Consider the following 25399-nt stretch of genomic DNA (forward strand, 5'->3'; position numbering starts at 1 on the left):
ATGTCCTTAAGTCGCGTCTCGGTCACCGCGGTGCGCAATCTGCACCCGGTGACCTTCTCCCCCTCCTCCCGCATCAATATTCTTTACGGCGCCAACGGCAGCGGCAAAACCAGTGTTCTGGAAGCCATCCATCTGCTGGGGCTTGCCCGTTCGTTTCGCAGCACCCGTCTGTTGCCGGTCATTCAATACGAACAACTGGCGTGCACGGTCTTTGGCCAGGTTGAACTGGCGGAGGGTGGGCATAGCGCCTTGGGCATTTCTCGGGATCGACAAGGCGAATTTCAGATCCGTATCGATGGGCAGAATGCGCGCAGCGCCGCGCAACTGGCCGAGATCCTGCCACTGCAACTGATCAATCCGGACAGCTTCCGATTGCTGGAAGGTGCGCCGAAGATTCGCCGGCAGTTTCTCGACTGGGGTGTGTTCCACGTGGAACCGCGTTTCATGTCAACCTGGCAGCGCTTGCAGAAGGCCCTGCGCCAGAGAAACTCTTGGCTGCGGCATGGTACACTTGACGCCGTTTCGCAAGCGGTTTGGGACAGGGAACTGTGCCAGGCCAGCGCTGAAATAGATGAATACCGCCGCGCTTATATCAAAGCCTTGAAACCAGTCTTTGAACAAACCTTGAGCGATCTGGTTGAGCTTGAAGGCTTGACGCTTAGCTATTACCGCGGCTGGGACAAGGACCGTGAACTGAGTGCTGTGCTCGCCGGGTCTCTTCAGCGGGACCAGCAAATGGGGCATACCCAGGCCGGACCACAACGTGCTGATTTGCGTCTCAGACTGGGCGCGCATAACGCCGCGGACATCTTGTCCCGTGGCCAGCAGAAGTTGGTGGTTTGCGCGTTGCGGATTGCCCAAGGTCACTTGGTCAGCCAGGCTCGACGCGGTCAGTGTATTTATCTGGTGGATGACTTGCCGTCCGAGCTGGACGAGCACCACCGTCGCGCACTTTGCCGCTTGTTGGAAGACTTACGCTGCCAGGTCTTTATCACCTGTGTAGATCACGAATTATTGAGGGAAGGCTGGCAGACGGAAACGCCAGTCGCTCTGTTCCACGTGGAACAGGGCCGTATCACCCAGACCCACGACCATCGGGAGTGAAGGCATTGAGCGAAGAAAATACGTACGACTCAACGAGCATTAAAGTGCTGAAAGGCCTGGATGCCGTACGCAAACGTCCCGGTATGTACATTGGTGACACCGACGATGGCAGCGGTCTGCACCACATGGTGTTCGAAGTGGTCGATAACTCGATCGACGAAGCTCTCGCCGGCCACTGCGACGACATCAGCATCATCATTCACCCGGATGAGTCCATCACCGTTCGTGACAACGGTCGGGGCATCCCGGTAGACGTGCACAAAGAAGAAGGTGTTTCGGCAGCCGAGGTCATCATGACCGTACTGCATGCCGGCGGTAAGTTCGACGACAACTCCTACAAAGTATCCGGTGGCCTGCACGGTGTAGGTGTGTCGGTGGTGAACGCACTGTCCAAAGAACTGGTCCTGACCGTTCGCCGCAGCGGCAAAATCTGGGAACAGACTTACATCCACGGTGTTCCACAAGAGCCAATGAAAATCGTTGGTGAGAGTGAAACCACCGGCACCCAGATTCACTTCAAGCCATCGGCCGAGACGTTCAAGAACATCCACTTCAGCTGGGACATCCTGGCCAAGCGGATTCGTGAACTGTCCTTCCTCAACTCCGGTGTCGGCATCGTCCTCAAGGATGAACGCAGCGGCAAGGAAGAGTTGTTCAAGTACGAAGGCGGCCTGCGAGCGTTTGTTGAATACCTGAACACCAACAAGACTGCGGTCAACCAGGTGTTTCACTTCAACATTCAGCGCGAAGACGGCATCGGCGTGGAAATCGCTCTGCAGTGGAACGACAGCTTCAACGAGAACCTGTTGTGTTTCACCAACAACATTCCACAGCGTGATGGCGGTACTCACCTGGTGGGTTTCCGTTCCGCACTGACGCGTAACCTGAATACCTACATCGAAGCCGAAGGTCTGGCGAAGAAGCACAAAGTCGCGACCACCGGTGACGATGCCCGTGAAGGCCTGACCGCGATCATTTCGGTGAAAGTACCGGATCCGAAGTTCAGCTCCCAGACCAAAGACAAGCTGGTTTCTTCCGAAGTGAAGACCGCAGTCGAACAGGAAATGGGCAAGTACTTCTCCGACTTCCTGCTGGAAAATCCGAACGAAGCCAAGCTGGTCGTCGGCAAGATGATCGATGCGGCGCGTGCTCGTGAAGCGGCGCGTAAAGCCCGTGAAATGACCCGTCGTAAAGGCGCGCTGGATATCGCCGGGCTGCCGGGCAAACTGGCTGACTGCCAGGAAAAAGACCCTGCCCTTTCCGAACTGTATCTCGTGGAAGGTGACTCTGCTGGCGGTTCCGCCAAGCAGGGGCGTAACCGTCGGACCCAGGCCATCCTGCCGCTGAAGGGCAAGATCCTGAACGTCGAGAAGGCGCGCTTCGACAAGATGATCTCTTCGCAAGAAGTGGGCACCTTGATCACCGCGCTGGGCTGCGGCATCGGTCGCGACGAGTACAACATCGACAAGCTGCGTTACCACAACATCATCATCATGACCGATGCTGACGTCGACGGTTCGCACATCCGTACCCTGCTGCTGACCTTCTTCTTCCGTCAGTTGCCGGAGCTGATCGAACGCGGCTACATCTACATCGCTCAGCCACCGCTGTACAAGGTCAAGAAAGGCAAGCAAGAGCAATACATCAAAGACGACGAGGCCATGGAAGAGTACATGACGCAGTCGGCCCTGGAAGATGCGAGCCTGCACCTGAACGAAGAAGCACCTGGCATCTCCGGTGAAGCGCTTGAGCGTCTGGTGACTGATTTCCGTCTGGTGATGAAGACCCTCAAGCGTCTGTCGCGCCTGTACCCGCAGGAACTGACCGAGCACTTCATCTACCTGCCAGCGGTGAGCATGGAGCAACTGTCCGATCACGCAGCAATGCAGGATTGGCTGGCTCAGTACGAAGTTCGCTTGCGCACCGTAGAGAAGTCCGGCCTGGTTTACAAAGCCAGCCTGCGTGAAGATCGTGAACGTAACGTCTGGCTGCCAGAGGTCGAACTGATCTCCCACGGCCTGTCGAACTACGTCACCTTCAACCGCGACTTCTTCGGCAGTAACGATTACAAGACTGTCGTTTCGCTAGGCGCTCAGCTGAGCACGCTGCTGGACGACGGCGCGTACATCCAGCGTGGCGAGCGCAAGAAGCCGGTGACCGAGTTCAAGGAAGCCCTTGAATGGCTGATGGCTGAAAGCACCAAGCGTCACACCATCCAGCGATACAAAGGTCTGGGCGAAATGAACCCGGATCAGCTGTGGGAAACCACCATGGACCCAAGCCAGCGCCGGATGCTCAAAGTGACCATCGAAGACGCCATTGGCGCGGACCAGATCTTCAACACCCTGATGGGTGATGCGGTCGAACCACGTCGTGACTTCATCGAAAGCAACGCCCTGGCGGTGTCCAACCTGGACTTCTGATCCCGGTCGATGCCAACGAAAAGGCCAACGCATTGCGTTGGCCTTTTTTATTGGTGCGCCAGGCATGGCGCGTTGCGCGTAAGCGCAACCAGCTTGGCTGTGGTGGCCACGCTGGTGACTTGGAGGTGAAAGTCCTCTACACACCCGGCAAGGGGAAGTGTTAGCCAGAGGCAAGGGTGTCGCGGGTGACTGCGAATCTGAAGGAAGCCCGAGGCAAAATGCTGGCCTGACGAACAGGAAGCGGATAGAGGCGGCGCAGCGGGGTAAGAAGGCCAATATCTTCAAAGCCCGATACTTGCACGGAACGCTGCGACGTAGATCCGACAGGCATAAGCAGGAAGGTCGCGCGAATTACCCTGGGAGATCTGTTTAGCCTGCCATGTGCTACCGGCGTCGCGAGATGACGGGATGGGCGACAGAAGTCAGCAGAGGCCGTAGTAGTTGCTCGAAACCGGAGTAATGAAGGGCTGAACCTGCCATGAGTGGATAGTCGGGTGTGATCTCTGTTGGAGCGTAAAGCAGAAACTCCGCGTAGCGGAGGTCAAGACCATTAGGAGGTAGGAGCCGGAAGCTCCGAGGGCCGGTCTGGGCGCTTAGATACCGCAGGCGACACATCAACGGAACCAAGCTCGCTGACGTTGTTTGTCAGTAGGCAGGAACCGCCGTATACGGAACCGTACGTACGGTGGTGTGAGAGGACGGCGGGGGCAACCCCGCCTCCTACTCGATCCTGCGTTTCACTCGCTCGCTGGCGCCACACTCTCCAACCGATACCCATACCCGTAAATCGTCAGCAACTGCCAACCGCGATCCGCTGTCAGGCCAAGCTTGTTGCGCAGGCGATAGATGTGGGTGTCCAGCGGCCGGGACGACGACATTTCTTCATGGGGCCACAGTCGTTCGTACAGGTAATCCCGCGACAGCGGTCGACCGAGGTTGCTGAACAGGCAATGCGCCAGGCGGTATTCGCGTTCGGTCATGACAATCGGTTTGCCGTCGCGGGTGATGGTCAGTTCGGCGTCGTCGAAAACCAGATCATTGAAGCTCAACCCTTCGGCCGCCGCGCGCTGCTGGCCATGTCGGCGCAGGACCGCGCCAACACGGGCTTTCAGTTCATTGGGGCGGAAGGGTTTGCTGACGTAGTCATCGGCGCCGGCATTCAGGGCCTGAACGATATCGCTTTCGCCGTCCCGACTGGTGAGCATGATTGCCGCAGGCGGCGCTTCCATGTGCTCGCGGGTCCAGAGCAGCAATGATAAACCCGTGAGGTCGGGCAGTTGCCAGTCGAGTATCAGCAGATCGAAAGTCTCCCTACGCAGTTGGCGCAGCAGGTCTTCGCCTCGTTCGAAGCTGTACAGCGACCACGGCTGCTCTCCGGCTTCGGCCATTTGTTGCAGGGTTTGCTCGACCCGGCGCAGTTCGGCGGGCTCATCGTCCAGAATCGCTACGCGCATACAGGGTGATTCCTTGTCGCTTGGGCAGCTCTTTATCGACCATAGCGGCTCAATCGAAACAGGGAAAGCAAGTGGCCCGCCGTTGGTCGCGGCGTCCGCTATGATTCTTTGAGTCGAAACTTCAGGCGTAGTAATCATGAAACCGTTTACCCCGTCCTGCCCTGTTGGCCATGTTTGACCAACGCCGCCGTGAAATCCGAGAGCCAAGCCAGGTACAGCGATTGTTTCGGCAATTGGTGCGCGAGTGGTTGTGGATAAGTCTTGTGCTGTTACCGCTGACGACGTTGCTGTCTTATCGCGTGCAAATCAACCTGGGCGATGCGTCCCCAGGTCTGAGCGCAGGGCTTTCCCTTGTTCTGGTGACGTGCGTGCTCGGGTTGTTGCTGTGGCGCCCGCGCCTGGCGCTCTGGTTGACGCTCACGGGGATGGCTTGTGCGTTGCTGACCAGCGCCGGCCTTGCGGAGTTCAAGCGCTGGTGGTGGTCACCGACGCCTGCGGTGCTGGGGATGCTGTTTGGTTATCTGATCTGGAACTGGCGGCGCCTCAGTGTGGTGCTGACCTATTTCGGTTGGGAATTGGCGCGGTTGGACAGCGAGCCGAAAGTGTTTCCGGAGCGCCGTCGTGCCCAGTATCCCGGTGGCGACCGTTTGCAGAAGCAGATCATGGCGCTGGAACAAGCCATGAGCCTGACCCGCGATACCCACCGATTCATCGCCGATGGTCTGGAGTACTTGCCGGTGGCCACCTTGATCAGCGATCCCCAAGGGCAGATTCTGCTCGGCAACCGCAAGGCTCGCGACCTGTTTGGCGGGGATCTGGTCGGCGATGATGTGCTCGGGCGACTTAAACAGCTCGGTTATCCGGATATGAGTCGTGGGCCGGGCTCGTCTTTATCGACACTGCCGCTGCTGGAGTTTCGCGACCTAAGGGAACGCAGCCTGCGTCTGGAGCGTGGCGGGTTGTTGCCGGTAGACGGTGATATTCCGGTCGGCTGGCTATGGAACCTGACTGATTTGAGTGTTGAGCGCGAGGCGGAGGAACAGCGCGCGATCCTGTTGCGGTTCCTGTCCCACGACCTGCGGGCACCTCACTCGGCCATCCTCGCGTTGCTCGATGTCCACCGTCATCAAGTGGGCGGTGATGCGCAACTCTTTGATCAAATCGAGCTACAGGTACGCCGGGCTCTGGAACTGACTGACGGTTTTGTACAACTGGCGAGGGCCGAGTCCGAGGCTTATCAGTTTCAGCCGAGCCTGTTTGCGATGCTGGTGCTGGATGTGTTCGACCAGGCGCTGCCCATCGCGCAGCTGAAACAGATCGAACTGGTTCATCAAGTGGAAGAGGAAGCCCAGGAAAGTCTGGTTCTTGCGGATCAGGCGCTGCTGACCCGGGCGTTGTTCAATCTGCTGGAAAATGCCATCAAATACAGTGTTTCAGGTACTCGTATCCGTTTGCGCGTCAGTCAACGCGACGGCTGGCTGATCTGTGATCTCATCGATCAGGGCAAAGGCATCGCCGCTGAGGAATTACCCGAATTGTTTAGCCAATACCGACGCTTTTCTTCCGCCCAGGGTATCGATGGCGTGGGGTTGGGATTGTCGATGGTCAAAGCCGTGGTTGATCGGCACGGCGGGCGAATCGAGTGTCAGAGCGAGGTGGGTCGGGGTACGAGATTCAGGCTGCAATTTCCGCTGCTTGCCGAATGAACGCGAGTGATTCAGGTCGCTCCGTCATAACGGAAGTCAGCAATTGTTCCGGGCATAAAAAAACCGGCTATATCAGCCGGTTTTTTTACGTCCAAAAAAAACTTATGCACGTTTTTATGGTTTTTATCATTCTAAGAAATATATAAAAAAATCATAAAGTTACGTGCAATAAACGACGTTTTTCGATGAAACGGTACACAGGTTATCCACAGAATCTCAGACAGCCACCTGATCGTTTGAAACCGGCGCTTGCGGAGCCGGTGGCAGCGAGCCCATTTCCCGTTGCATCTGCTCGTTCCACGCCTGGACCCGGTCGTTCAATTCAGCAATGGCTCGCGGTCCGGTGCCTGCGGCATACATCGGCTTGCCAATGATCACAGTGATGACGCCCTGCTTCTTCACCCAACCGGTTTTCGGCCAGAACTTGCCTGCGTTGTGCGCAATCGGCAGCACCGGCAATTCGGCATTGACCGCCAAGGCGCTGCCACCGCGCGAGAACTTTCCGACGGTGCCGAAAGGAACGCGGGTGCCTTCAGGGAAGATCAGCACCCAGACATTGTCCTTGAGCAATTCATCGCCCTTCTTCGCAACATGCTTGAGTGCGGCTTTCGGGTTGTCGCGATCGATGGCGATCGGTCGCAGCATGGCCATGGCCCAACCGAAGAACGGCACATAGAGCAATTCACGTTTGAGCACCTGGCTCAGCGGTGAAAAGTAAGCAGAGAGAAAGAACGTCTCCCACGTGCTCTGGTGGTTCGACTGAATGACGCAAGGCTGTTCAGGTACGTTCTCGGCACCTTTCACTTCGTAACGGATACCCAGAAACACTTTGCTCAGCCATAGGGCGCAGCGGCACCAATACACGTTGATGAAGCGATAACGCGCCTTGAAAGGCAAAAACGGCGCGATAAAAAAACTCAGGCTGCACCACAGCAAGGAACTGGTGCCCAGCAGCAGGTAAAAGAGGAAGGTTCTGATGGCCTGCAATATCGACATGGTGACGTTTACCGTTGCGGGCATTGCCCGCCTGTATAAAGCGCACTCCTGATGGATCCTTTATCAGGAATTTCAGAAGCACTCTAATTGTGGATAAGTTCTGCGGCAATCGCCGCCAGATCGTCAAAAATCAATGTGCCTACCGGTAGGGTCTTGCCCAAAGTCTTTTCGCCTTTCCCGGTCTTTACTAAAACTGGCTGTGAATCGACGGCTTTGGCGGCTTCCAGGTCACCAAGGCTGTCGCCGACGAACCAGAGATTGGTCGGCGACACGTTGTAATGAGCGGCGATGGTTTTCAACATCCCGGGTTTCGGCTTGCGGCAATCGCAGCCTTCGTCCGGCCCGTGGGGGCAGTAGACGATCAGCCCGACTTCACCGCCCTGCTCCGCCACCAGCGCGCGCAAGCGCTCGTGCATGGCATCCAGGGTGGCGAGGTCGTAATAGCCGCGAGCGATGCCCGACTGGTTGGTAGCGACCGCTACCGTCCAGCCGGCCTTGCTCAACTGCGCGATGGCTTCGATCGAACCGGGGAGCGGAACCCACTCCTCCACCGACTTGATGTAAGCGTCGGAGTCGTAATTGATCACCCCGTCCCGATCGAGAATCAGCAGTTTCAACAGCAGTCCCTCAACCCAGCAGCGAAATGTCGGCGACGCCGAGGAACAAACCACGCAGGCGCGCCAGCAACGCATAACGGTTGGCGCGGACTTTTGCGTCCTCCGCGTTGACCATCACGGCTTCGAAGAACGCATCCACCGGCTCGCGCAGTGCAGCCAGGCGTGCCAGGGATTCGCTGTACTGACGCGAGGCGGCCATTGGCTGTACAGCCTGGTCAGCCTGCTGGATCGCCGAGTACAGGGAGAACTCGTTGGCGTTGTCGAAGTACTTGGCTTCCACGACTGTCGGAACGGAGCCTTCGACCTTGCTCAGCAAGTTCGACACGCGCTTGTTCACGGCGGCCAGGGCGGCAGCTTCCGGCAGTTTGCGGAAAGCCTGTACCGCTTGCACGCGCTGGTCGAAGTCCAGGGCCGAGCCTGGCTTCAGGGCACGTACCGACAGGTAGGTCGCAACATCGACGCCTTCGTCTTCGTAACGGGCACGCAGGCGGTCGAAGATGAACTCCAGCACCGATTCGTTCAGGCCGGCAGCCTTGACCTTGGTCCCGAATGCATTCACAGCGAAGGCCACCGCGTCGTTCAGGTCCAGATCCAGTTGCTTCTCGATCAGGATACGCAACACACCCAGTGCGGCACGGCGCAGGGCGTACGGGTCTTTGCTGCCGGTCGGCAGCATGCCGATACCGAAGATACCCACGAGGGTGTCGAGCTTGTCGGCGATGGCCACGGCCGCACCGGTCAGGGTGCTCGGCAACTCAGCGCCGGCACCGCGCGGCATGTACTGCTCGTTCAGCGCCAGTGCGACATCTTCCGGCTCGCCGTCGTTGAGGGCGTAGTAGTAACCGGCGACACCTTGCATCTCCGGGAACTCGCCGACCATCTCGGTCGACAGGTCGCACTTCGACAGCAGGCCCGCACGGGCTGCCCACGCAGTGTTGCCGCCGATGCGCTGAGCGATGAACGCGGCGAGCTTGGAAACGCGTTCGGCCTTGTCGTAGACGCTGCCGAGTTTCTCCTGGAACACCACGTTCTGCAGGCGCAGGTTGAAGTCTTCGAGCTTCTGCTTCTTGTCTTGCTTGAAGAAGAACTCGGCGTCGGTCAGGCGTGGGCGAACCACTTTCTCGTTACCGGCGATGATCTGCTGTGGATCTTTGCTCTCGATGTTGGCCACGGTAATGAAACGTGGCAGCAACTTGCCGTCGGCATCCAGCAGGCAGAAATACTTCTGATTGTCCTGCATGGTGGTGATCAGGGCTTCCTGCGGCACGTCGAGGAAGCGCTCCTCGAACGAGCACACCAGCGGCACCGGCCATTCGACCAGCGCGGTCACTTCATCGAGCAGGGCTGGCGGAACGATTGCCGTGCCTTCCTGGCGGGTGGCCAGCTCTTCGGTGCGCTTGCTGATGATCTCGCGACGCTCGTTGGCGTCGGCCAGCACATAGGCGGCACGCAGGTCGGCCAGGTAGCTGGACGGCGAACCGATGCGCACGTTTTCCGGGTGATGGAAGCGGTGGCCACGGGAGTCGCGGCCGGCCTTCTGGGCGAGGATGGTGCAGTCGATGACCTGGTCACCGAGCAGCATCACCAGCCACTGGGTCGGACGAACGAACTCTTCCTTGCGCGCACCCCAACGCATGCGTTTCGGGATCGGCAGGTCGTTCAGGGAATCTTCGACGATGGTCGGCAGCAGGCTCGCGGTCGCCTTGCCGGCGATGCTCTGGCTGTAGCGCAGTTTCGGGCCGCTCTGATCGATTTCGCTCAGGTCGACGCCGCACTTCTTGGCAAAGCCCAGTGCCGCTTGGGTCGGGTTGCCTTCGGCATCGAACGCGGCCTGGCGTGGCGGGCCGTCGAGGTTGATGCTGCGATCCGGCTGCTGGGTGGCCAGTGCGGTGATCAGCACGGCCAGGCGGCGCGGCGCGGCGTAGACGGTTTTGCTCTCGTAGTTCAGGCCGGCAGCTTGCAGGCCCTTGTCGATACCGGCGAGGAACGCCTCGGCCAGGGTGTTCAGGGCTTTGGGTGGCAGTTCTTCAGTGCCCAGTTCAACCAGAAAATCCAGAGCACTCATTGTGCAGCCTCCAGCTTGGCCAGTACTTCATCACGCAGGTCCGGGGTCGCCATCGGGAAGCCCAGCTTGGCGCGAGCCAGCAGGTAGGCTTGCGCAACGGAACGCGCCAGGGTGCGTACACGCAGGATGTATTGCTGACGCGCGGTCACCGAGATTGCCCGGCGCGCATCCAGCAGGTTGAAGGTGTGGGAAGCCTTCAACACCATTTCGTAGCTCGGCAACGGCAGCGGCTGGTCGAGTTCGATCAGGCGCTTGGCTTCGCTTTCGTAGAAATCGAACAGTTCGAACAGCTTGTCGACGTTGGCGTGTTCGAAGTTGTAAGTGGACTGCTCCACTTCGTTCTGGTGGAACACGTCGCCGTAGGTCACTTTGCCGAACGGACCGTCAGCCCAGACCAGGTCGTAGACCGAGTCCACGCCTTGCAGGTACATGGCCAGACGCTCGAGACCGTAGGTGATCTCGCCGGTCACTGGATAGCACTCGATGCCGCCCGCTTGCTGGAAGTAGGTGAACTGGGTCACTTCCATGCCGTTGAGCCAGACTTCCCAGCCCAGACCCCAGGCGCCGAGGGTCGGCGATTCCCAGTTGTCTTCGACGAAGCGGATGTCGTGGACCAGCGGGTCCAGGCCGACATGCTTGAGGGAGCCCAGGTACAGTTCCTGGAAGTTGTCCGGGTTCGGCTTCAGGACCACCTGGAACTGGTAGTAGTGCTGCAGACGGTTCGGGTTTTCGCCGTAGCGGCCGTCAGTCGGACGGCGGCTTGGCTGCACGTAGGCAGCGTTCCAGGTTTCCGGGCCGATGGCGCGCAGGAACGTTGCGGTGTGGAAAGTGCCGGCGCCTACTTCCATATCGTAGGGCTGAAGTACCACACAACCTTGCTCGGCCCAGTATTGCTGGAGGGCGAGGATCAAGTCTTGGAAGGTACGCACGGCTGGCGTAGGCTGGCTCACGAAATTCACCTGTTTCTTGGGCTGCGATTTAAAGAGCGGGAGTATACCCGATTCATTGCTGCGCACGCCCCCTGGAGCCTTATGCCACGCTGCTTTTGGTGTTCAGAAGATCCGCTGTACATGGCATATCACGATCAGGAGTGGGGCACGCCGCTACGCGATGCGCAGGGTTTGTTCGAGTTGCTTTTGCTCGAAGGGTTCCAGGCCGGGCTTTCCTGGATCACTGTGCTGCGCAAACGCGAGCATTATCGCCAGGTGATGTTCGGTTTTGATGTCCAGCGCGTGGCGCAGATGAGCGATGCTGAAATCGACGAGTTGATGCTCGATCCCGGCATCATCCGCAACCGCCTCAAGCTCAATGCGGCCCGGCGCAATGCCCAGGCCTGGCTGGCGCTGGAGGACCCGGTGGCGTTTCTCTGGTCGTTCGTCGGTGGCACGCCTGTGATCAATCATTTCAAGGATCGCAGCGAAGTCCCGGCCGTGACGCCGACCGCCGTGGAAATGAGCAAAGGCTTGAAAAAAGCCGGTTTCACGTTCGTCGGGCCGACCATTTGCTACGCGCTGATGCAGGCCTCGGGCATGGTCATGGATCACACCCGGGACTGCGACCGCTACGCGCAGTTGGCGAACGGCGGTTAGAATGGCCGCCTCGCGCACAGCACAAAATCAGGAGTGACCTGTGGATAAGTTGAAAGGCGCCTTGCTGGTAGGCGCTCTGCGGCTGTTTGCCCTGCTTCCGTGGCGGGCCGTGCAGGCCGTAGGCTCGGCGATTGGCTGGGTCATGTGGAAAACCCCGAACCGTTCCCGCGACGTGGTGCGGATCAATCTGTCCAAGTGCTTTCCGGACATGGACCCCGCCGAGCGCGAACGTTTAGTCGGACAGAGCCTTAAGGACATCGGCAAGTCACTGACCGAAAGCGCCTGCGCCTGGATCTGGCCGGCCCAGCGCTCCATCGACCTGGTGCGCGAGGTCGAGGGCCTCGACATATTGAAGGACGCCCTTGCCTCCGGCAAAGGCGTGGTCGGCATCACCAGCCACCTGGGCAACTGGGAGGTGCTGAACCACTTCTATTGCAGTCAGTGCAAACCGATCATTTTCTATCGTCCGCCGAAGTTGAAGGCGGTGGATGAATTGCTGCAAAAGCAGCGGGTGCAGTTGGGTAACAAGGTCGCCGCTTCCACCAAGGAAGGCATCCTCAGCGTCATCAAGGAAGTGCGCAAAGGTGGTGCAGTGGGCATTCCCGCTGACCCGGAACCGTCCGAATCCGCCGGGATCTTCGTGCCGTTCTTCGCCACCCAGGCACTGACCAGCAAGTTCGTGCCCAACATGCTGGCCGGCGGCAAAGCAGTCGGCGTGTTCCTGCACGCCCTGCGCCTGCCGGATGGTTCAGGCTACAAAGTGATCCTTGAAGCCGCGCCAGAGGCCATGTACAGCACCGATACGGCGGAGTCCTGTGCGGCCATGAGTAAAGTGGTCGAGCGCTATGTGCGGGCGTATCCGAGCCAGTACATGTGGAGCATGAAGCGCTTCAAGAAGCGTCCACCGGGTGAAGAGCGTTGGTATTGATTCAATTGGCATGATCTGTGGATAACCCTGGACTTGGGGTTATCCACAACCGTTCATTCAAGGGCGCAGAAGATGTCCGAACACCGCAAGTCATTGCGCATCAAGATCAGTCACGAAAGCTTTGGCGATTGCCTGGGGCAGACGCGCAACCTGTCTACCACTGGTGTTTACGTCAAGCATCCGCAACTGTCGGCGCTGCCCCGGGGGGCGGTGGTATACGGTCAGGTGCAGGAATTACCCACAGGCGCGCCGCGGGTACGCATGGAAGTGGTGCTAGTGGATGCCGAGGGTATCGGTTTGCGTTATCTCTGATCAGTGAGCCTGACGCTCAAGCTTCTTCAGGAACACCGTCATTTCCTTCTCGGCCTGCTTGTCGCCATGGCCGCGAGCAGCTTCCAGGCCTTGCTCCCAGGCCTGCCGTGCGGCCGTAAAGTCCGCCAGCGCCAAATGGGCCTTGCCCAGTAGTTTCCACGCCGCTGAATACTTCGGATCGAATTCGACGCAGCGTTGGAAATGCTCCGCAGCCTTGGCGTTTTCCCCCAGATCCAGATAGCCCTTGCCCAGGCCGAAGCGCAGCAATGAGTTATCCACACCCTTGGCGAGCATTTTTTCCAGGGATTCGATCATCAGTGGATTCCTTGATAGAGGTGAATCAGGGGTTGATGGATTCCAGTGAAATTGCTATCGCGAGCAGGCTCACTCCTACAGGGGAATGCATTCCAAATGTAGGAGCGAGCCTGCTCGCGATGGGGCCAGTGCAGTCGCTGCAAAACCTCAGAAGAAGCTCAACCCCACATGGAACAGCTTCTCCACATCGCGAATATGTTTTTTATCCACAAGGAACAGAATCACATGGTCGCCCGCTTCGATTACGGTGTCATCGTGGGCGATGATCACTTCTTCGTCGCGGATAATCGCACCAATGGTAGTGCCCGGCGGCAGGCCGATGTTTTCGATGGCCTTGCCGATCACCTTGCTCGATTTCGCATCGCCATGGGCAATCGCCTCGATGGCTTCTGCCGCACCCCGGCGCAGTGAGTGCACACTGACGATGTCGCCTCGGCGCACGTGGGCCAGCAAGGTGCCGATGGTCGCCAGTTGCGGGCTGATGGCGATGTCGATGTCGCCGCCCTGGATCAGATCGACATAGGCCGGGTTGTTGATGATCGTCATCACCTTCTTCGCGCCCAGGCGCTTGGCCAGCAGCGACGACATGATGTTGGCTTCGTCGTCGTTGGTCAGGGCCAGGAAAAGGTCGGCGTCGGCAATGTTCTCTTCCATCAGCAGGTCGCGGTCCGAGGCGCTGCCTTGCAACACCACGGTGCTGTCGAGGTGGTCCGAGAGATGACGGCAGCGTGCCGGATTCATCTCGATGATCTTTACCTGATAACGGCTTTCGATGGCCTCGGCCAGGCGCTCGCCGATCTGCCCGCCACCGGCGATGACGATGCGTTTGTAGGTCTCATCGAGACGGCGCATTTCGCTCATCACCGCGCGAATGTTCGCCTTGGCGGCGATGAAAAATACTTCGTCGTCGGCCTCGATCACCGTGTCGCCCTGGGGCAGGATCGGCCGGTCACGACGGAAAATCGCCGCGACGCGGGTTTCCACGTTCGGCATGTGTTCACGCAATTGCCGCAGTTGCTGGCCCACCAGCGGCCCGCCGTAGTAAGCCCGCACTGCCACCAGTTGCGCCTTGCCTTCGGCGAAGTCGATTACCTGCAAGGCGCCGGGATGCTGGATCAGGCGCTTGATGTAGTTGGTAACCACTTGTTCGGGGCTGATCAGCACGTCCACCGGAATCGCTTCGTTCTGGAACAATTGCTCTTCGCGGGTCAGGTACGCGGCTTCGCGCACCCGGGCGATCTTGGTTGGAGTGTGGAACAGGGTGTGGGCGACCTGGCAGGCGACCATGTTGGTTTCGTCGCTGTTGGTCACGGCGACCAGCATGTCGGCGTCATCCGCTCCGGCCTGGCGCAACACGGTCGGGAATGAGCCGCGACCTTGTACGGTGCGGATGTCCAGGCGGTCGCCGAGATCGCGCAGGCGTTCGCCATCGGTGTCGACCACGGTGATGTCGTTGGCTTCGCTGGCCAGGTGTTCCGCCAGCGAACCGCCGACCTGCCCTGCTCCGAGGATGATGATTTTCATCCAGTCACTCCATTGAATCCGTTTAACCGCGAGCGGCGGCGATCTTGATCAGCTTGGCGTAGTAGAACCCGTCGTGGCCACCTTCCTGGGCCAGCAACTGGCGACCATGGGGCTGCTTGATGCCGGCCGCCGTGGCGAGGTCCAGTTCACGAGCACCCGGCGTGCGGGCGAGGAAGGCTTCGATGACCTCGGTGTTCTCGGTCGGCAGCGTGGAACAGGTGGCGTACAGCAGGATGCCGCCGACCTCCAATGTGTTCCACATGGCGTCGAGCAACTCGCCCTGCAGCAGCGCCAGCGCGGCGATGTCGTCGGGCTGGCGGGTCAGCTTGATATCGGGGTGACGACGAATCACACCGGTGGCCGAGCATGGCGCGTCCAGCAGGATGCGCTGGAACGGCTTGCCGTCCCACCACGCCTGAGTGTCGCGGCCGTCGGCGGCAATCAGTTCGGCGCTCAGTTTCAGGCGTTCGAGGTTTTCCCGCACCCGCACCAGCCGCTTGGCTTCCAGGTCTACCGCCACGACGCCGGCCAGTTTTGGCTCGGCTTCGAGGATGTGGCAGGTCTTGCCACCGGGGGCGCAGCAGGCGTCGAGCACCCGTTGGCCCGGCGCGAGGTCGAGCAGATCGGCAGCCAGTTGCGCGGCTTCGTCCTGCACGCTGATCCAACCCTCGGCGAAACCCGGCAGGCTGCGCACATCGGCGGCGGCGTCGAGCACGATGCCGTCGCGGCTGTACACGCACGGCGTGGCGGCAATACCCGCCTCAGTCAGCAAACCGAGGTAGGCATCACGGCTGTGATGGCGACGGTTGACTCGCAGGATCATTGGCGGATGCGCATTATTCGCCGCGCAAATGGCTTCCCATTGCTCCGGCCAGAATGCCTTCAGGGATTTTTGCAGCCAGCGCGGGTGAGCGGTGCGCACCACCGGATCACGTTCCAGCTCGGCGAAAATCGTTTCGCTTTCGCGCTGAGCATTACGCAGCACTGCGTTGAGCAACGCCTTGGCCCAAGGCTTTTTCAACTTGTCGGCGCAACCTACGGTTTCACCAATGGCGGCATGGGCCGGGACGCGGGTGTAGAGCAACTGATAAAGCCCGACCAGCAACAGCGCCTCGACATCGGCGTCGGCGGCCTTGAACGGTTTCTGCAGCAGCTTGGCCGCCAGTGCCGACAAGCGTGGCTGCCAGCGCGCGGTGCCGAACGCCAGGTCCTGAGTGAAACCGCGATCACGGTCTTCGACCTTGTCCAGTTGAGTCGGCAGTGAGCTGTTGAGCGAGGCTTTTCCGCTCAGGACGGCAGCGAGTGCCTTGGCGGCGGCCAGACGCGGGTTCATTGAGCGTCCGCCGCTTGACCGAGGACAGTGCCGATGGCGAATTTCTCACGACGGCTGTTGAACAGGTCGCTGAAGTTCAGCGCCTTGCCGCCGGGCAATTGCAGACGGGTCAGGCACAAGGCCTGCTCGCCGCACGCGACGATCAGGCCTTCCTTGCTGGCGCTGAGGACTTCACCCGGGGCACCTTTGCCTTCGGCAAGGTTCGCGGCCAGCACTTTCAGGGCTTCACCGTTCAAGGTGCTGTGGGTGATCGGCCACGGGTTGAAGGCACGCACCAGACGCTCCAGCTCAATCGCCGGGCGACTCCAGTCGATGCGTGCTTCGTCCTTGTTCAATTTGTGCGCATAGGTAGCGAGGCTGTCGTCCTGCACTTCGCCCTTCAACGTTGCGGCGGCGAGGCCGGCAATCGCCTTGACCACGGCCGGCGGGCCCATTTCGGCCAGACGATCGTGCAGGCTGCCGCCGGTGTCTTCGGCGCTGATCGGCGTGGTGACCTTGAGCAGCATCGGCCCGGTGTCGAGGCCGGCCTCCATGCGCATCACGGTCACGCCGCTTTCGGCGTCCCCCGCTTCCACGGCGCGCTGGATCGGCGCCGCGCCACGCCAGCGCGGCAGCAGCGAGGCGTGACTGTTGATGCAACCCAGGCGCGGAATATCCAGCACCACTTGCGGCAGGATCAGGCCGTAGGCGACCACTACCATCAAGTCCGGCTTCAGTGCAGCCAGTTCAGCCTGAGCATCTTCGTTGCGCAGGGTCGGCGGTTGCAACACCGGGATACTGTTCTCTAGAGCAAGCTGCTTGACCGGGCTCGGCATCAGTTTTTGCCCGCGACCGGCCGGACGATCCGGTTGGGTGTAGACCGCGACGATCTCGTAAGGGCTGTCGAGCAGGGCCTTGAGGTGTTCGGCGGCGAATTCGGGGGTGCCGGCAAAGACGATGCGCAGTGGCTCAGTCATGGGTGTTCTCTATTGCAAAGCATCTTGAAAAGAAAAAGGCTTGCCGTGGCAAGCCTTTGAAGGAGGGCATCAAGCGTTTTGGCGATGCTGTTTTTCCAGCTTCTTCTTGATGCGGTCGCGTTTGAGCGTCGACAGGTAATCGACGAACAATTTGCCGTTGAGGTGGTCGCATTCGTGCTGGATGCACACGGCGAGCAAATCTTCGGCGATCAGTTCGTAAGGTTGGCCGTCTCGGTCCAGGGCCTTGACCTTGACCCGTTGCGGGCGATCGACGTTTTCGTAGAAACCCGGCACAGACAGGCAGCCTTCCTGATACTGGCCCATCTCGTCGGTCAGCGGTTCGAACTCGGGGTTGATGAACACTCGCGGTTCGGTGCGGTCTTCGGAGAGGTCCATCACGACGATACGTTTGTGCACGTTGACCTGGGTAGCGGCGAGGCCGATGCCAGGCGCTTCATACATTGTTTCAAACATGTCGTCGACCAACTGACGCACTTCGTCGTCCACTACGGCCACTGGTTTGGCAATAGTGCGCAGACGCGGATCAGGGAATTCGAGGATGTTTAAAATGGCCATAAGCTTGATTAGTGCACGTGTGAAGTAAGGTCGGGTCGATGGTCTGGCGGTCCGAAGATGCAGGCTACCGTTGTAAAACGTAGCTCCCTTTTGTTGACAAGCAAGCCGGGAGCGAGCCACTGAGGGCTCTGGCGTTTCACGCGAACGTACATAATAAAGGGATTCACCGCATGAGGAAATCACTACTCGCCCTGCTGCTCCTGGCCTCGGCCGGTCTGGCGTACGGGCAAGTGCCACTTCGGGAAGATATTCCCACCATAAAGCTGTCGCCTCAGGTGCGCAGCAGCCCGGTAACCGAGGCTATCCCCAGCATTGCGCTGAAATCGATCAACAGCTTTCTGCTGAGCAACCGCATCGTCGACAAGGCCGAGGATTTCGACAAGGCGCCCTACGTCGTCGCCGGTGATGCCGAACGGGTGCTCAGCGGCGCGGGTGACCGCATCTTTGCCCGCGGCCATTTCGATCCGGCGCAACCGGCGTACGGCATCTTCCGCCAAGGCAAGGTCTACACCGATCCGCAGAGCAAGGAAATACTGGGGATCAACGCCGACGACATCGGCGGCGGTGAGGTCGTGGCCATTGAAGGTGACGTCGCCACCCTGGAATTGCAACGCACGACCCAGGAGGTCCGCCTCGGCGATCGCTTGTTCAGCGGTGAAGAGCACGCGATCAACTCGACCTTCACGCCCAGCGCACCGAGCCACGAAATCAATGGTTTGATCATCGATGTGCCGCGTGGGGTCACGCAGATCGGCGAGTTGGACGTGGTTACGCTGAACAAGGGGCAGCGCGACGGCCTGGCCGAAGGCAATCTGCTGGCGGTGATGAAGACAGGCGAAACGGTGCGGGACCGGATCACCGGTCAGCCGTTGAAAATTCCCGATGAGCGCGCCGGTCTGCTGATGGTTTTCCGTACCTACGACAAACTCAGCTATGGGCTGGTGCTCAGCGCTTCGCGCTCGCTGTCGGTGATGGACAAGGTGCGAAATCCGTAAGAGTGCTTCACAAGTTACCAACAGAGTTATCCACAGCTTATTCCCGTTTGTATGGGTGCTCATAACGATCAAGGATGATCCATGTCGCTGTCTGCCGTTACACCGGTTTCCCCTGCGGAACTGGAAGCTCGTTTACGTCTGCACCGTTTGCCGGAACTCGGTCCGGCGCGTTTCAAGAAGTTGCTCGAAGCCTTCGGCTCGGCATCCAAAGCCCTCAGTGCGCCACCCAGTGCCTGGCGCGCGCTGGGTTTGCCACTGGCCTGTTCAGAGGCCAGGCGTAGCACTGAGATCCGTGATGGCGCCAGTCATGCATTGGCCTGGCTGGAGCATCCGGCCCAGCATTTACTGATGTGGGACCAACCGGACTACCCGGCACTGCTGGCACAAATCAGCGATGCACCGCCGCTGTTATTTGTCGCGGGCGATCCGGGCATTCTGGAAAAACCACAACTGGCGATGGTCGGCAGCCGTCGCGCTTCCCGGCCGGGAATGGATACCGCTGCCGCGTTTTCCCGCAGCCTGGCCGGTGCCGGTTTTGTCATTACCAGCGGCCTGGCCCTGGGCATTGACGCCGCCGCGCACCAGGCCGCGCTCGACGTCGGCGGGCAAACGGTCGGTGTGCTCGGTACGGGGCTCGAAAAGTTTTATCCACAGCGAAATAGACGCCTGGCGGACGCCATGATCGCATCAGGTAGCGCAGTGCTTTCGGAGTTTCCACTGGATGCAGGCCCCAGCGCCGGCAACTTCCCCCGGCGCAATCGGATCATCAGTGGTTTGTCTCTCGGGGTGCTGGTGGTCGAAGCCAGTGTCGCCAGCGGTTCACTGATCACCGCGAGGCTGGCGGCGGAACAGGGGCGCGAGGTGTTTGCGATGCCCGGGTCGATCCATCACCCCGGCGCCCGCGGTTGCCATCAATTGATCCGTGACGGTGCGGTGCTGGTGGAAACCATCGAACATATCCTCGAAGCTTTGCGCGGTTGGCAACGACTGTCGTTATCTACAGAAACCTGCACCCCTGCAACGACTCACCCTCTGTTGAAGTTGTTGCATGCCGCGCCTCACACCAGTGAAGCGCTGGCCGATGCAAGCGGCTGGGCTCTGCCGAAAGTGCTGGTGGCGTTGACAGAACTGGAAATGGATGGCCGCGCCGTGTGCGAAAGCGGGCGCTGGTTTGCGCGGGTGAGCTAGGTTTTATAAACAAGATCGGTAAACTGCGCAGAGCCTTAGTCTGGAGTGTTTTTCATGGTCAACAGTTGGCGTGTGCAACAAGCCGCGCAAGCAATTCGCGCCGGGGCGGTGATTGCCTACCCAACCGAAGCGGTCTGGGGCCTGGGTTGCGACCCGTGGGACGAGGAAGCGGTGGAACGTCTGCTGCTGATCAAGGGCCGGTCTATGGACAAGGGGCTGATTCTGGTCGCCGACAACATCCGTCAGTTCGATTTCCTCTTCGAAGACTTTCCCGAGTTGTGGATGGACCGCATGGCCAGCACCTGGCCGGGTCCGAACACCTGGCTGGTGCCGCACCAGAACCTGCTGCCAGAGTGGATTACCGGCGTGCATGAAACCGTGGCGTTGCGGGTCAGCGATCACCCACTGGTGCGGGACTTGTGCGCGCTGGTCGGGCCACTGGTGTCGACGTCGGCCAACCCGCAGGGGCGCCCGGCGGCACGTACGCGGATTCGCGTCGAACAGTATTTCCGTGGCCAGGTGGATCTGGTGCTGGGTGGCAATCTGGGCGGGCGCAAGAACCCGAGCGTGATTCGCGATCTGGCCACCGGGAGGGTTGTGCGCCCGGACTAAAGCTGGATGAACATGTGGCGAGGGAGCTTGCTCCCGTTCGGGTGCGCAGCGCCCGCAAAAACTGCAGGCGCGTTGTAACTGAAACTACACAGTTGCCGAATGCAGGGCTGCTGCACAGCCCAACGGGAGCAAGCTCCCTCGCCACGGAGGGTTATGGCAACAAAACAACCGAACCGGTCGTGCGCCGCGCCGACAACTCGGTCTGCGCCTTCGCCGCGTCAGCCAGTGGATAACGCTGGCTGATGTCCACGGTCAGCTTGCCGCTGATGATCATCTCGAACAACTCGTCGGCCATGCGTTGCAGGTTCTCGGCGTTGTTCGCATAAGTGCCCAGGGTTGGCCGGGTCACGTACAGCGAGCCTTTCCCCGCCAGGATCCCCAGGTTCACGCCGTCGACCGCGCCGGACGCATTGCCGAAACTCACCACCAGCCCGCGCGGCGCGACGCTGTCGAGTGAAGTCAGCCAGGTGTCCTTGCCAACACCGTCGTACACCACCGGGACTTTTTTGCCGTCGGTCAATTCCAGCACGCGCTGAGCGACATTTTCATGGCTGTAGTCGATGGTCGCCCAGGCGCCGTTGGCCTTGGCCAGCGCGGCTTTCTCCGCCGAGCTGACGGTGCCGATCAGCTTCACGCCCAAGGCCCTGGCCCATTGGCAGGCCAGGGAACCGACCCCACCGGCCGCCGCATGGAACAGGATGGTTTCGCCACCTTTGAGTTCATAAGTCTGACGCAGCAGGTACTGCACGGTCAGGCCCTTGAGCATCACGCCGGCGGCCTGTTCGAAGCTGATGGCGTCCGGCAGTTTCACCAGATTGGCCTCGGGCAAGACGTGAACTTCGCTGTAGGCGCCCAGAGGGCCGCTGCCATAGGCGACGCGATCGCCGATCTTGAAGCGGGTCACGTCGCTGCCCACCGCCTCGACCACGCCTGCACCTTCTGAGCCGACACCCGACGGCAGGGACGGTGGCGGGTACAGGCCGCTGCGGTAATAGGTGTCGATGAAGTTCAGGCCGATGGCCTTGTTGGTCACGCGTACTTCCTTCGGACCTGGCTCGGCAGGCTGGTAATCCACATATTCGAGCACTTCGGGGCCGCCATGGGCGCGGAACTGGATACGCTTTGCCATCAGAACTCTCCATAGGTCGTTTTACCAAGCTCCCTATCGGACTCCTAAGCTTGATCTTCGTCAACTGCGGCGAGGTGACTTGCGATGGTATGCTACGCGCCCATTTGCGCAGGCTGAGCTCCAATGGAGCGCCGCGTTGTTTTGCCCGATTCAAGGTGATGACATGACGACCCGCACCGAGGCCGTAAAAGCCTACCTGCTCGACCTGCAAGACCGTATTTGCGCCGTCCTGGAAGCCGAAGACGGTGGCACGCAATTCGTCGAAGATGCCTGGACCAGGCCGGCGGGCGGTGGCGGTCGCACCCGTGTGATAGAAAACGGCGCGGTGATTGAAAAGGGTGGCGTCAATTTTTCCCATGTCTTCGGCAGCGGTCTTCCACCGTCTGCCAGCGCTCATCGACCGGAACTGGCCGGCCGTGGCTTCGAAGCCCTCGGCGTGTCGTTGGTGATTCACCCGCACAACCCGCACGTGCCGACTTCCCACGCCAACGTGCGCTTTTTCATCGCTGAAAAAGAAGGTGAAGAACCGGTCTGGTGGTTTGGTGGCGGCTTCGACCTGACCCCGTATTACGGCAACGAAGAAGACTGCATCCACTGGCACCGCGTCGCCGAGCAGGCCTGTGCGCCGTTCGGCCCGGACGTCTACCCGCGTTACAAGGCCTGGTGCGACAGCTACTTCCACATCAAGCATCGTCACGAGCCGCGCGGCATCGGCGGGTTGTTTTTCGACGACCTGAACGAGTGGGACTTCGATACCACCTTCGCCTTCATGCGCGCCATCGGTGACGCGTACATCGACGCCTATCTGCCGATCGTGCAGCGCCGCAAGAACGATGCGTTCACCGAAAAACAGCGGGAATTCCAGGAGTTCCGCCGTGGGCGCTATGTCGAGTTCAACCTGGTCTACGACCGCGGCACGCTGTTCGGCCTGCAATCGGGTGGGCGTACCGAGTCGATCCTGATGTCGCTGCCACCGCAAGTGCGCTGGGGCTACGACTGGAAGGCCGAGCCCGGCAGCGAAGAAGCGCGCCTGACCGAGTACTTCCTGCAAGACCGCGATTGGTTGGCCGAAGCCTGAACGAGGAATACTGATGGACCGTTATGTCGTTTTCGGTAACCCGATTGGCCACAGCAAGTCGCCGTTGATCCATCGCCTGTTCGCCGAGCAGACCGCGCAAAAGCTGGACTACAACACGCTACTGGCGCCACTGGACGACTTTTCCACCTGTGCCCGGACGTTTTTCCTCGAAGGACGGGGCGCCAATGTGACGGTGCCGTTCAAGGAAGAAGCCTATCGGCTGGCAAACAGCCTGACGGCGCGGGCGCAAAGGGCCGGAGCGGTGAACACCCTGAGCAAACTGGCCGATGGCAGTCTGCTGGGCGACAACACCGACGGCGCCGGACTGGTGCGCGACCTGACGGTCAATGCCGGGTTCAGCCTCAAGGGCAAACGCATCCTGCTGCTCGGTGCCGGCGGCGCGGTGCGCGGTGCTTTGGAGCCGTTGCTGGCCGAGCAACCGGCATCGGTGATCATCGCCAACCGCACGGTGGAAAAGGCCGAGTTGCTGGCGGAACTGTTCTGCGATCTGGGGCCGGTCTCGGCCAGTGGCTACGACTGGTTGCAGGAGTCGGTGGACCTGATCATCAACGCGACCTCCGCGAGCCTGACCGGTGATGTACCGCCGATTGCTGCCAGCCTGATCGAACCGGGCAAAACGGTGTGCTACGACATGATGTACGGCAAGGAGCCGACCTCGTTCTGCCGCTGGGCCAGCGAACATGGGGCGGCGGTGGCGATGGATGGCTTGGGGATGCTGGCCGAGCAAGCGGCGGAAGCGTTTTTCCTGTGGCGCGGCGTGCGTCCGGAGACGGCGCCGGTGTTGGCTGAACTTCGCCGACAGTTGGCCCTTTAAAGTCTTTAATCCTCAAACCGGATCGGGCACTTCTGCGCCCCTTCCAGCTTTCTCAGTTCTTCCACCACCTGCGGTCGGGCCCGACGCAAGGTCAGGCTGCGGTCCTGGCGAAGCAGGCGCCGCGCTTCCTGGTGCAGCATTTCCACCCCGGAATAGTCGATGAAGTTGATCTGCTGCGCCTCGATCACCACGCGCGCGCCGTTCATGCGTTGCAGGCGCACTTGCAGGTAATGGCTGGCGCCGAAAAAGATCGAGCCGCCGACCCGCAGAATGTCTTCCTCGCCATCTCGCACATGCTGCACCCGTGGTTGCGATGTGCGCTTGAGGTAGAAAAAAAGCGAGGCCAACACGCCGGCGTAGATCGCCGTTTGCAGTTCCAGCAGCAAGGTGGCGACGCAGGTCAGCGCCATTACCACGAACTCAGCGCGGCTGACCCGCAACAACGCGCGAATGCCGCGATGGTCCACCAGCCCCCAGGCGATCAACAGAATGCTGCCCGCCATGGCCGGAATCGGGATGTGCGCGATCAGGCTCGCGCCGAAGATCGCAAACAGCGCCACCCACAATGCCGAAAAAATCCCGGCCAGGGGCGAACAGGCACCCGCTTCATAGCTCAGGCCTGAGCGAGTGAAGGAACCGGCTGACAGCGATCCGGAAAAAAACGCACCGACGATGTTCGACAGGCCTTGGGCACGAACTTCCTGATTCGCGTCGAGTATTTGCTGCGAACGTGCGGAGATCGAGCGGGCAATCGACAGGCTGGTCACCAGACCGAGCATTCCGACCGCCACCGCGCTGGGCAGCAGGCGCAGGATCAGATCGAGGTCCAGCGGCAACGGACTGAAAGGAGGTAGCTTGCCGGTAAAGGCGCTGACCAGTTGCACATGGCCGAACATGGATGGCCAGAGCCAAACCAGCAAGCCGCCGAGAACCAGGGTGATCAAGAGCGTCGGCCAGCGTGGCAGCAGCAGCTTGAGGATCACGCCCACCACCACCGTCGCCAGCCCCAGTGCCAGCGAAGGTTTGTCGATGTTGCCGAGATGGCGCAACAAGGTAATGAAATTATCCAGCGCGGTGGCCTGGCTGGGCAAGTCCAGCCCCAGCAGGTTAGGCAATTGACCGATGGCAATGACCACGGCGGCACCCAGGGTGAAGCCGAGTACCACCGAGTGAGAGACGAAATTCACCAGTGCGCCAAAGCGCAGCAACCCCAGCAGCCACTGAAAGAGGCCGGCCAGAAACGTCAGCAACAGGATCAACATGACGTAGTCCTGCGACGCTGGAACGGCCAGAGGACTGACGCTGGCGTACAAGACAATGGAGATGGCCGCCGTAGGACCGCAGATCAGATGCCATGACGAACCCCACAGGCAGGCAATTAGCACCGGAATGATTGCGGCGTACAGGCCGTATTCCGGCGGCAGGCCGGCAATCAGTGCGTAGGCAATGGATTGCGGCAACGCGAGAATTGCGCCGCTGAGGCCAACGATCAGGTCACGACCGACACTGGCGCGGGTTTGCCGGGGTAGCCAGGTGAGGAATGGGAAGAGTGAATGGCGGCTTGGCAGGGCCATGGGGCCTCTCGGGTGGAGTTTTACGGAAGAGTATCAGGCCCAGGCAATCATTGTGGCGAGGGAGCTTGCTCCCGCTGGACCGCGTAGCGG

At 60.2% G+C, this 25399-nt stretch carries 23 protein-coding genes; 11 read left to right on the forward strand and 12 right to left on the reverse strand.

Annotation, left to right across the window (positions count from 1 at the left end):
• Positions 1–1104, forward strand: coding sequence for a DNA replication/repair protein RecF (recF, locus tag KGA96_RS02750; RefSeq protein WP_046038769.1), 1104 nt, complete (start codon positions 1–3; stop codon positions 1102–1104).
• Between the two features lie 5 nt (positions 1105–1109).
• Positions 1110–3527, forward strand: coding sequence for a DNA topoisomerase (ATP-hydrolyzing) subunit B (gyrB, locus tag KGA96_RS02755; protein WP_046039531.1), 2418 nt, complete (start codon positions 1110–1112; stop codon positions 3525–3527).
• A 737-nt stretch (positions 3528–4264) separates the two neighbouring features.
• Here the strand turns inward: gyrB and KGA96_RS02760 are convergent.
• Entirely contained in the window at positions 4265–4981 is a 717-nt protein-coding gene (locus tag KGA96_RS02760) for a response regulator transcription factor (protein ID WP_223511513.1), read from the reverse strand.
• Between the two features lie 170 nt (positions 4982–5151).
• Between KGA96_RS02760 and KGA96_RS02765 the strand changes: the two genes are divergently transcribed.
• Entirely contained in the window at positions 5152–6687 is a 1536-nt protein-coding gene (locus KGA96_RS02765; RefSeq protein WP_046042735.1) for a sensor histidine kinase, read from the forward strand.
• A gap of 216 nt (positions 6688–6903) precedes the next feature.
• Here the strand turns inward: KGA96_RS02765 and KGA96_RS02770 are convergent, their stop codons facing one another.
• The 4 genes from KGA96_RS02770 to glyQ form a co-directional block, all read right to left on the reverse strand.
• Positions 6904–7683 (reverse strand): lysophospholipid acyltransferase family protein, encoded by a 780-nt coding sequence (locus tag KGA96_RS02770; protein ID WP_046042739.1) that lies wholly within the window; start codon positions 7681–7683, stop codon positions 6904–6906.
• Positions 7684–7766: 83 nt separating this feature from the next.
• The gene (gene gmhB, locus KGA96_RS02775) at positions 7767–8306 is read right to left on the reverse strand and encodes a D-glycero-beta-D-manno-heptose 1,7-bisphosphate 7-phosphatase (RefSeq protein ID WP_185754839.1); all 540 of its coding nucleotides are present in this window, start codon (positions 8304–8306) and stop codon (positions 7767–7769) included.
• Positions 8307–8310: 4 nt separating this feature from the next.
• Positions 8311–10365 (reverse strand): glycine--tRNA ligase subunit beta, encoded by a 2055-nt coding sequence (gene glyS, locus KGA96_RS02780; protein ID WP_046042733.1) that lies wholly within the window; start codon positions 10363–10365, stop codon positions 8311–8313.
• On the reverse strand, positions 10362–11315 hold the full coding sequence (gene glyQ, locus KGA96_RS02785; protein WP_003187265.1) for a glycine--tRNA ligase subunit alpha: 954 nt from the start codon (positions 11313–11315) through the stop codon (positions 10362–10364). Before glyQ ends, glyS begins: the two co-directional genes overlap by 4 nt.
• Positions 11316–11396: 81 nt before the next feature.
• On the opposite strand from glyQ, the gene KGA96_RS02790 reads away from it, so the two are divergent.
• The 3 genes from KGA96_RS02790 (at position 11397) to KGA96_RS02800 (ending at position 13194) form a co-directional block, all read left to right on the forward strand.
• Positions 11397–11954 (forward strand): DNA-3-methyladenine glycosylase I, encoded by a 558-nt coding sequence (locus KGA96_RS02790; protein WP_007985082.1) that lies wholly within the window; start codon positions 11397–11399, stop codon positions 11952–11954.
• A gap of 40 nt (positions 11955–11994) precedes the next feature.
• Entirely contained in the window at positions 11995–12882 is an 888-nt protein-coding gene (locus KGA96_RS02795) for a lysophospholipid acyltransferase (RefSeq protein WP_223511516.1), read from the forward strand.
• 72 nt (positions 12883–12954) lie between these two features.
• On the forward strand, positions 12955–13194 hold the full coding sequence (locus tag KGA96_RS02800; RefSeq protein WP_046042730.1) for a pilus assembly protein PilZ: 240 nt from the start codon (positions 12955–12957) through the stop codon (positions 13192–13194).
• Here KGA96_RS02800 and KGA96_RS02805 read toward each other — a convergent pair whose 3' ends face one another.
• The 5 genes from KGA96_RS02805 to def all read right to left on the reverse strand — a co-directional run bounded on the left by KGA96_RS02805 (position 13195) and on the right by def (position 17898).
• Positions 13195–13512 (reverse strand): tetratricopeptide repeat protein, encoded by a 318-nt coding sequence (locus KGA96_RS02805; RefSeq protein WP_185754838.1) that lies wholly within the window; start codon positions 13510–13512, stop codon positions 13195–13197.
• A 144-nt stretch (positions 13513–13656) separates the two neighbouring features.
• On the reverse strand, positions 13657–15033 hold the full coding sequence (trkA, locus tag KGA96_RS02810; RefSeq protein WP_046042728.1) for a Trk system potassium transporter TrkA: 1377 nt from the start codon (positions 15031–15033) through the stop codon (positions 13657–13659).
• 22 nt (positions 15034–15055) lie between these two features.
• The gene (gene rsmB / locus KGA96_RS02815) at positions 15056–16366 is read right to left on the reverse strand and encodes a 16S rRNA (cytosine(967)-C(5))-methyltransferase RsmB (RefSeq protein WP_046042725.1); all 1311 of its coding nucleotides are present in this window, start codon (positions 16364–16366) and stop codon (positions 15056–15058) included.
• A complete protein-coding gene (gene fmt / locus KGA96_RS02820; protein WP_046042724.1) occupies positions 16363–17322 on the reverse strand; it encodes a methionyl-tRNA formyltransferase in 960 nt (319 codons plus the stop codon). Before fmt ends, rsmB begins: the two co-directional genes overlap by 4 nt.
• Before the next feature lie 69 nt (positions 17323–17391).
• Positions 17392–17898 carry a peptide deformylase gene (def, locus tag KGA96_RS02825; RefSeq protein ID WP_046042723.1) on the reverse strand — a complete coding sequence of 169 codons (507 nt, stop codon included), beginning with the start codon at positions 17896–17898 and terminating at the stop codon, positions 17392–17394.
• 170 nt (positions 17899–18068) lie between these two features.
• Here def and KGA96_RS02830 point away from each other — a divergent pair, with 170 nt between their 5' ends.
• The 3 genes from KGA96_RS02830 to KGA96_RS02840 all read left to right on the forward strand — a co-directional run bounded on the left by KGA96_RS02830 (position 18069) and on the right by KGA96_RS02840 (position 20693).
• Entirely contained in the window at positions 18069–18893 is an 825-nt protein-coding gene (locus KGA96_RS02830; RefSeq protein ID WP_046042722.1) for a hypothetical protein, read from the forward strand.
• 81 nt (positions 18894–18974) lie between these two features.
• Positions 18975–20081 (forward strand): DNA-processing protein DprA, encoded by a 1107-nt coding sequence (dprA, locus tag KGA96_RS02835; protein WP_046042721.1) that lies wholly within the window; start codon positions 18975–18977, stop codon positions 20079–20081.
• Between the two features lie 54 nt (positions 20082–20135).
• On the forward strand, positions 20136–20693 hold the full coding sequence (locus tag KGA96_RS02840) for an L-threonylcarbamoyladenylate synthase (RefSeq protein WP_046042720.1): 558 nt from the start codon (positions 20136–20138) through the stop codon (positions 20691–20693).
• Positions 20694–20844: 151 nt separating this feature from the next.
• Here KGA96_RS02840 and KGA96_RS02845 read toward each other — a convergent pair whose 3' ends face one another.
• Positions 20845–21822 carry an NADPH:quinone reductase gene (locus KGA96_RS02845; RefSeq protein WP_223465162.1) on the reverse strand — a complete coding sequence of 326 codons (978 nt, stop codon included), beginning with the start codon at positions 21820–21822 and terminating at the stop codon, positions 20845–20847.
• 163 nt (positions 21823–21985) lie between these two features.
• Between KGA96_RS02845 and hemF the strand changes: the two genes are divergently transcribed.
• Complete coding sequence (gene hemF / locus KGA96_RS02850; RefSeq protein WP_046042738.1) at positions 21986–22900, forward strand: oxygen-dependent coproporphyrinogen oxidase; 915 nt, start codon at positions 21986–21988, stop codon at positions 22898–22900.
• Between the two features lie 13 nt (positions 22901–22913).
• Complete coding sequence (gene aroE / locus KGA96_RS02855; protein WP_046042719.1) at positions 22914–23735, forward strand: shikimate dehydrogenase; 822 nt, start codon at positions 22914–22916, stop codon at positions 23733–23735.
• A gap of 5 nt (positions 23736–23740) precedes the next feature.
• Here the strand turns inward: aroE and KGA96_RS02860 are convergent, their stop codons facing one another.
• Entirely contained in the window at positions 23741–25309 is a 1569-nt protein-coding gene (locus KGA96_RS02860) for a SulP family inorganic anion transporter (protein WP_223465160.1), read from the reverse strand.
• Positions 25310–25399: the final 90 nt, after the last annotated feature.

This window comes from Pseudomonas sp. GL-R-26, assembly GCF_019947365.1.
Lineage (GTDB): Bacteria > Pseudomonadota > Gammaproteobacteria > Pseudomonadales > Pseudomonadaceae > Aquipseudomonas.

Bases quoted from the DNA above. Each gene is read 5' to 3' on its own strand.
- KGA96_RS02840 (WP_046042720.1), top strand. From the start codon at position 20,136: ATGGTCAACAGTTGGCGTGTGCAACAAGCCGCGCAAGCAATTCGCGCC.
- dprA (WP_046042721.1), top strand. From the start codon at position 18,975: ATGTCGCTGTCTGCCGTTACACCGGTTTCCCCTGCGGAACTGGAAGCT.
- rsmB (WP_046042725.1), bottom strand. From the start codon at position 16,366: ATGAACCCGCGTCTGGCCGCCGCCAAGGCACTCGCTGCCGTCCTGAGC.
- recF (WP_046038769.1), top strand. From the start codon at position 1: ATGTCCTTAAGTCGCGTCTCGGTCACCGCGGTGCGCAATCTGCACCCG.
- hemF (WP_046042738.1), top strand. From the start codon at position 21,986: ATGACGACCCGCACCGAGGCCGTAAAAGCCTACCTGCTCGACCTGCAA.
- KGA96_RS02800 (WP_046042730.1), top strand. From the start codon at position 12,955: ATGTCCGAACACCGCAAGTCATTGCGCATCAAGATCAGTCACGAAAGC.
- KGA96_RS02765 (WP_046042735.1), top strand. From the start codon at position 5,152: ATGTTTGACCAACGCCGCCGTGAAATCCGAGAGCCAAGCCAGGTACAG.
- aroE (WP_046042719.1), top strand. From the start codon at position 22,914: ATGGACCGTTATGTCGTTTTCGGTAACCCGATTGGCCACAGCAAGTCG.
- KGA96_RS02770 (WP_046042739.1), bottom strand. From the start codon at position 7,683: ATGTCGATATTGCAGGCCATCAGAACCTTCCTCTTTTACCTGCTGCTG.
- KGA96_RS02860 (WP_223465160.1), bottom strand. From the start codon at position 25,309: ATGGCCCTGCCAAGCCGCCATTCACTCTTCCCATTCCTCACCTGGCTA.
- KGA96_RS02830 (WP_046042722.1), top strand. From the start codon at position 18,069: ATGAGGAAATCACTACTCGCCCTGCTGCTCCTGGCCTCGGCCGGTCTG.
- KGA96_RS02845 (WP_223465162.1), bottom strand. From the start codon at position 21,822: ATGGCAAAGCGTATCCAGTTCCGCGCCCATGGCGGCCCCGAAGTGCTC.
- KGA96_RS02790 (WP_007985082.1), top strand. From the start codon at position 11,397: ATGCCACGCTGCTTTTGGTGTTCAGAAGATCCGCTGTACATGGCATAT.
- trkA (WP_046042728.1), bottom strand. From the start codon at position 15,033: ATGAAAATCATCATCCTCGGAGCAGGGCAGGTCGGCGGTTCGCTGGCG.
- fmt (WP_046042724.1), bottom strand. From the start codon at position 17,322: ATGACTGAGCCACTGCGCATCGTCTTTGCCGGCACCCCCGAATTCGCC.
- def (WP_046042723.1), bottom strand. From the start codon at position 17,898: ATGGCCATTTTAAACATCCTCGAATTCCCTGATCCGCGTCTGCGCACT.
- glyS (WP_046042733.1), bottom strand. From the start codon at position 10,365: ATGAGTGCTCTGGATTTTCTGGTTGAACTGGGCACTGAAGAACTGCCA.
- KGA96_RS02760 (WP_223511513.1), bottom strand. From the start codon at position 4,981: ATGCGCGTAGCGATTCTGGACGATGAGCCCGCCGAACTGCGCCGGGTC.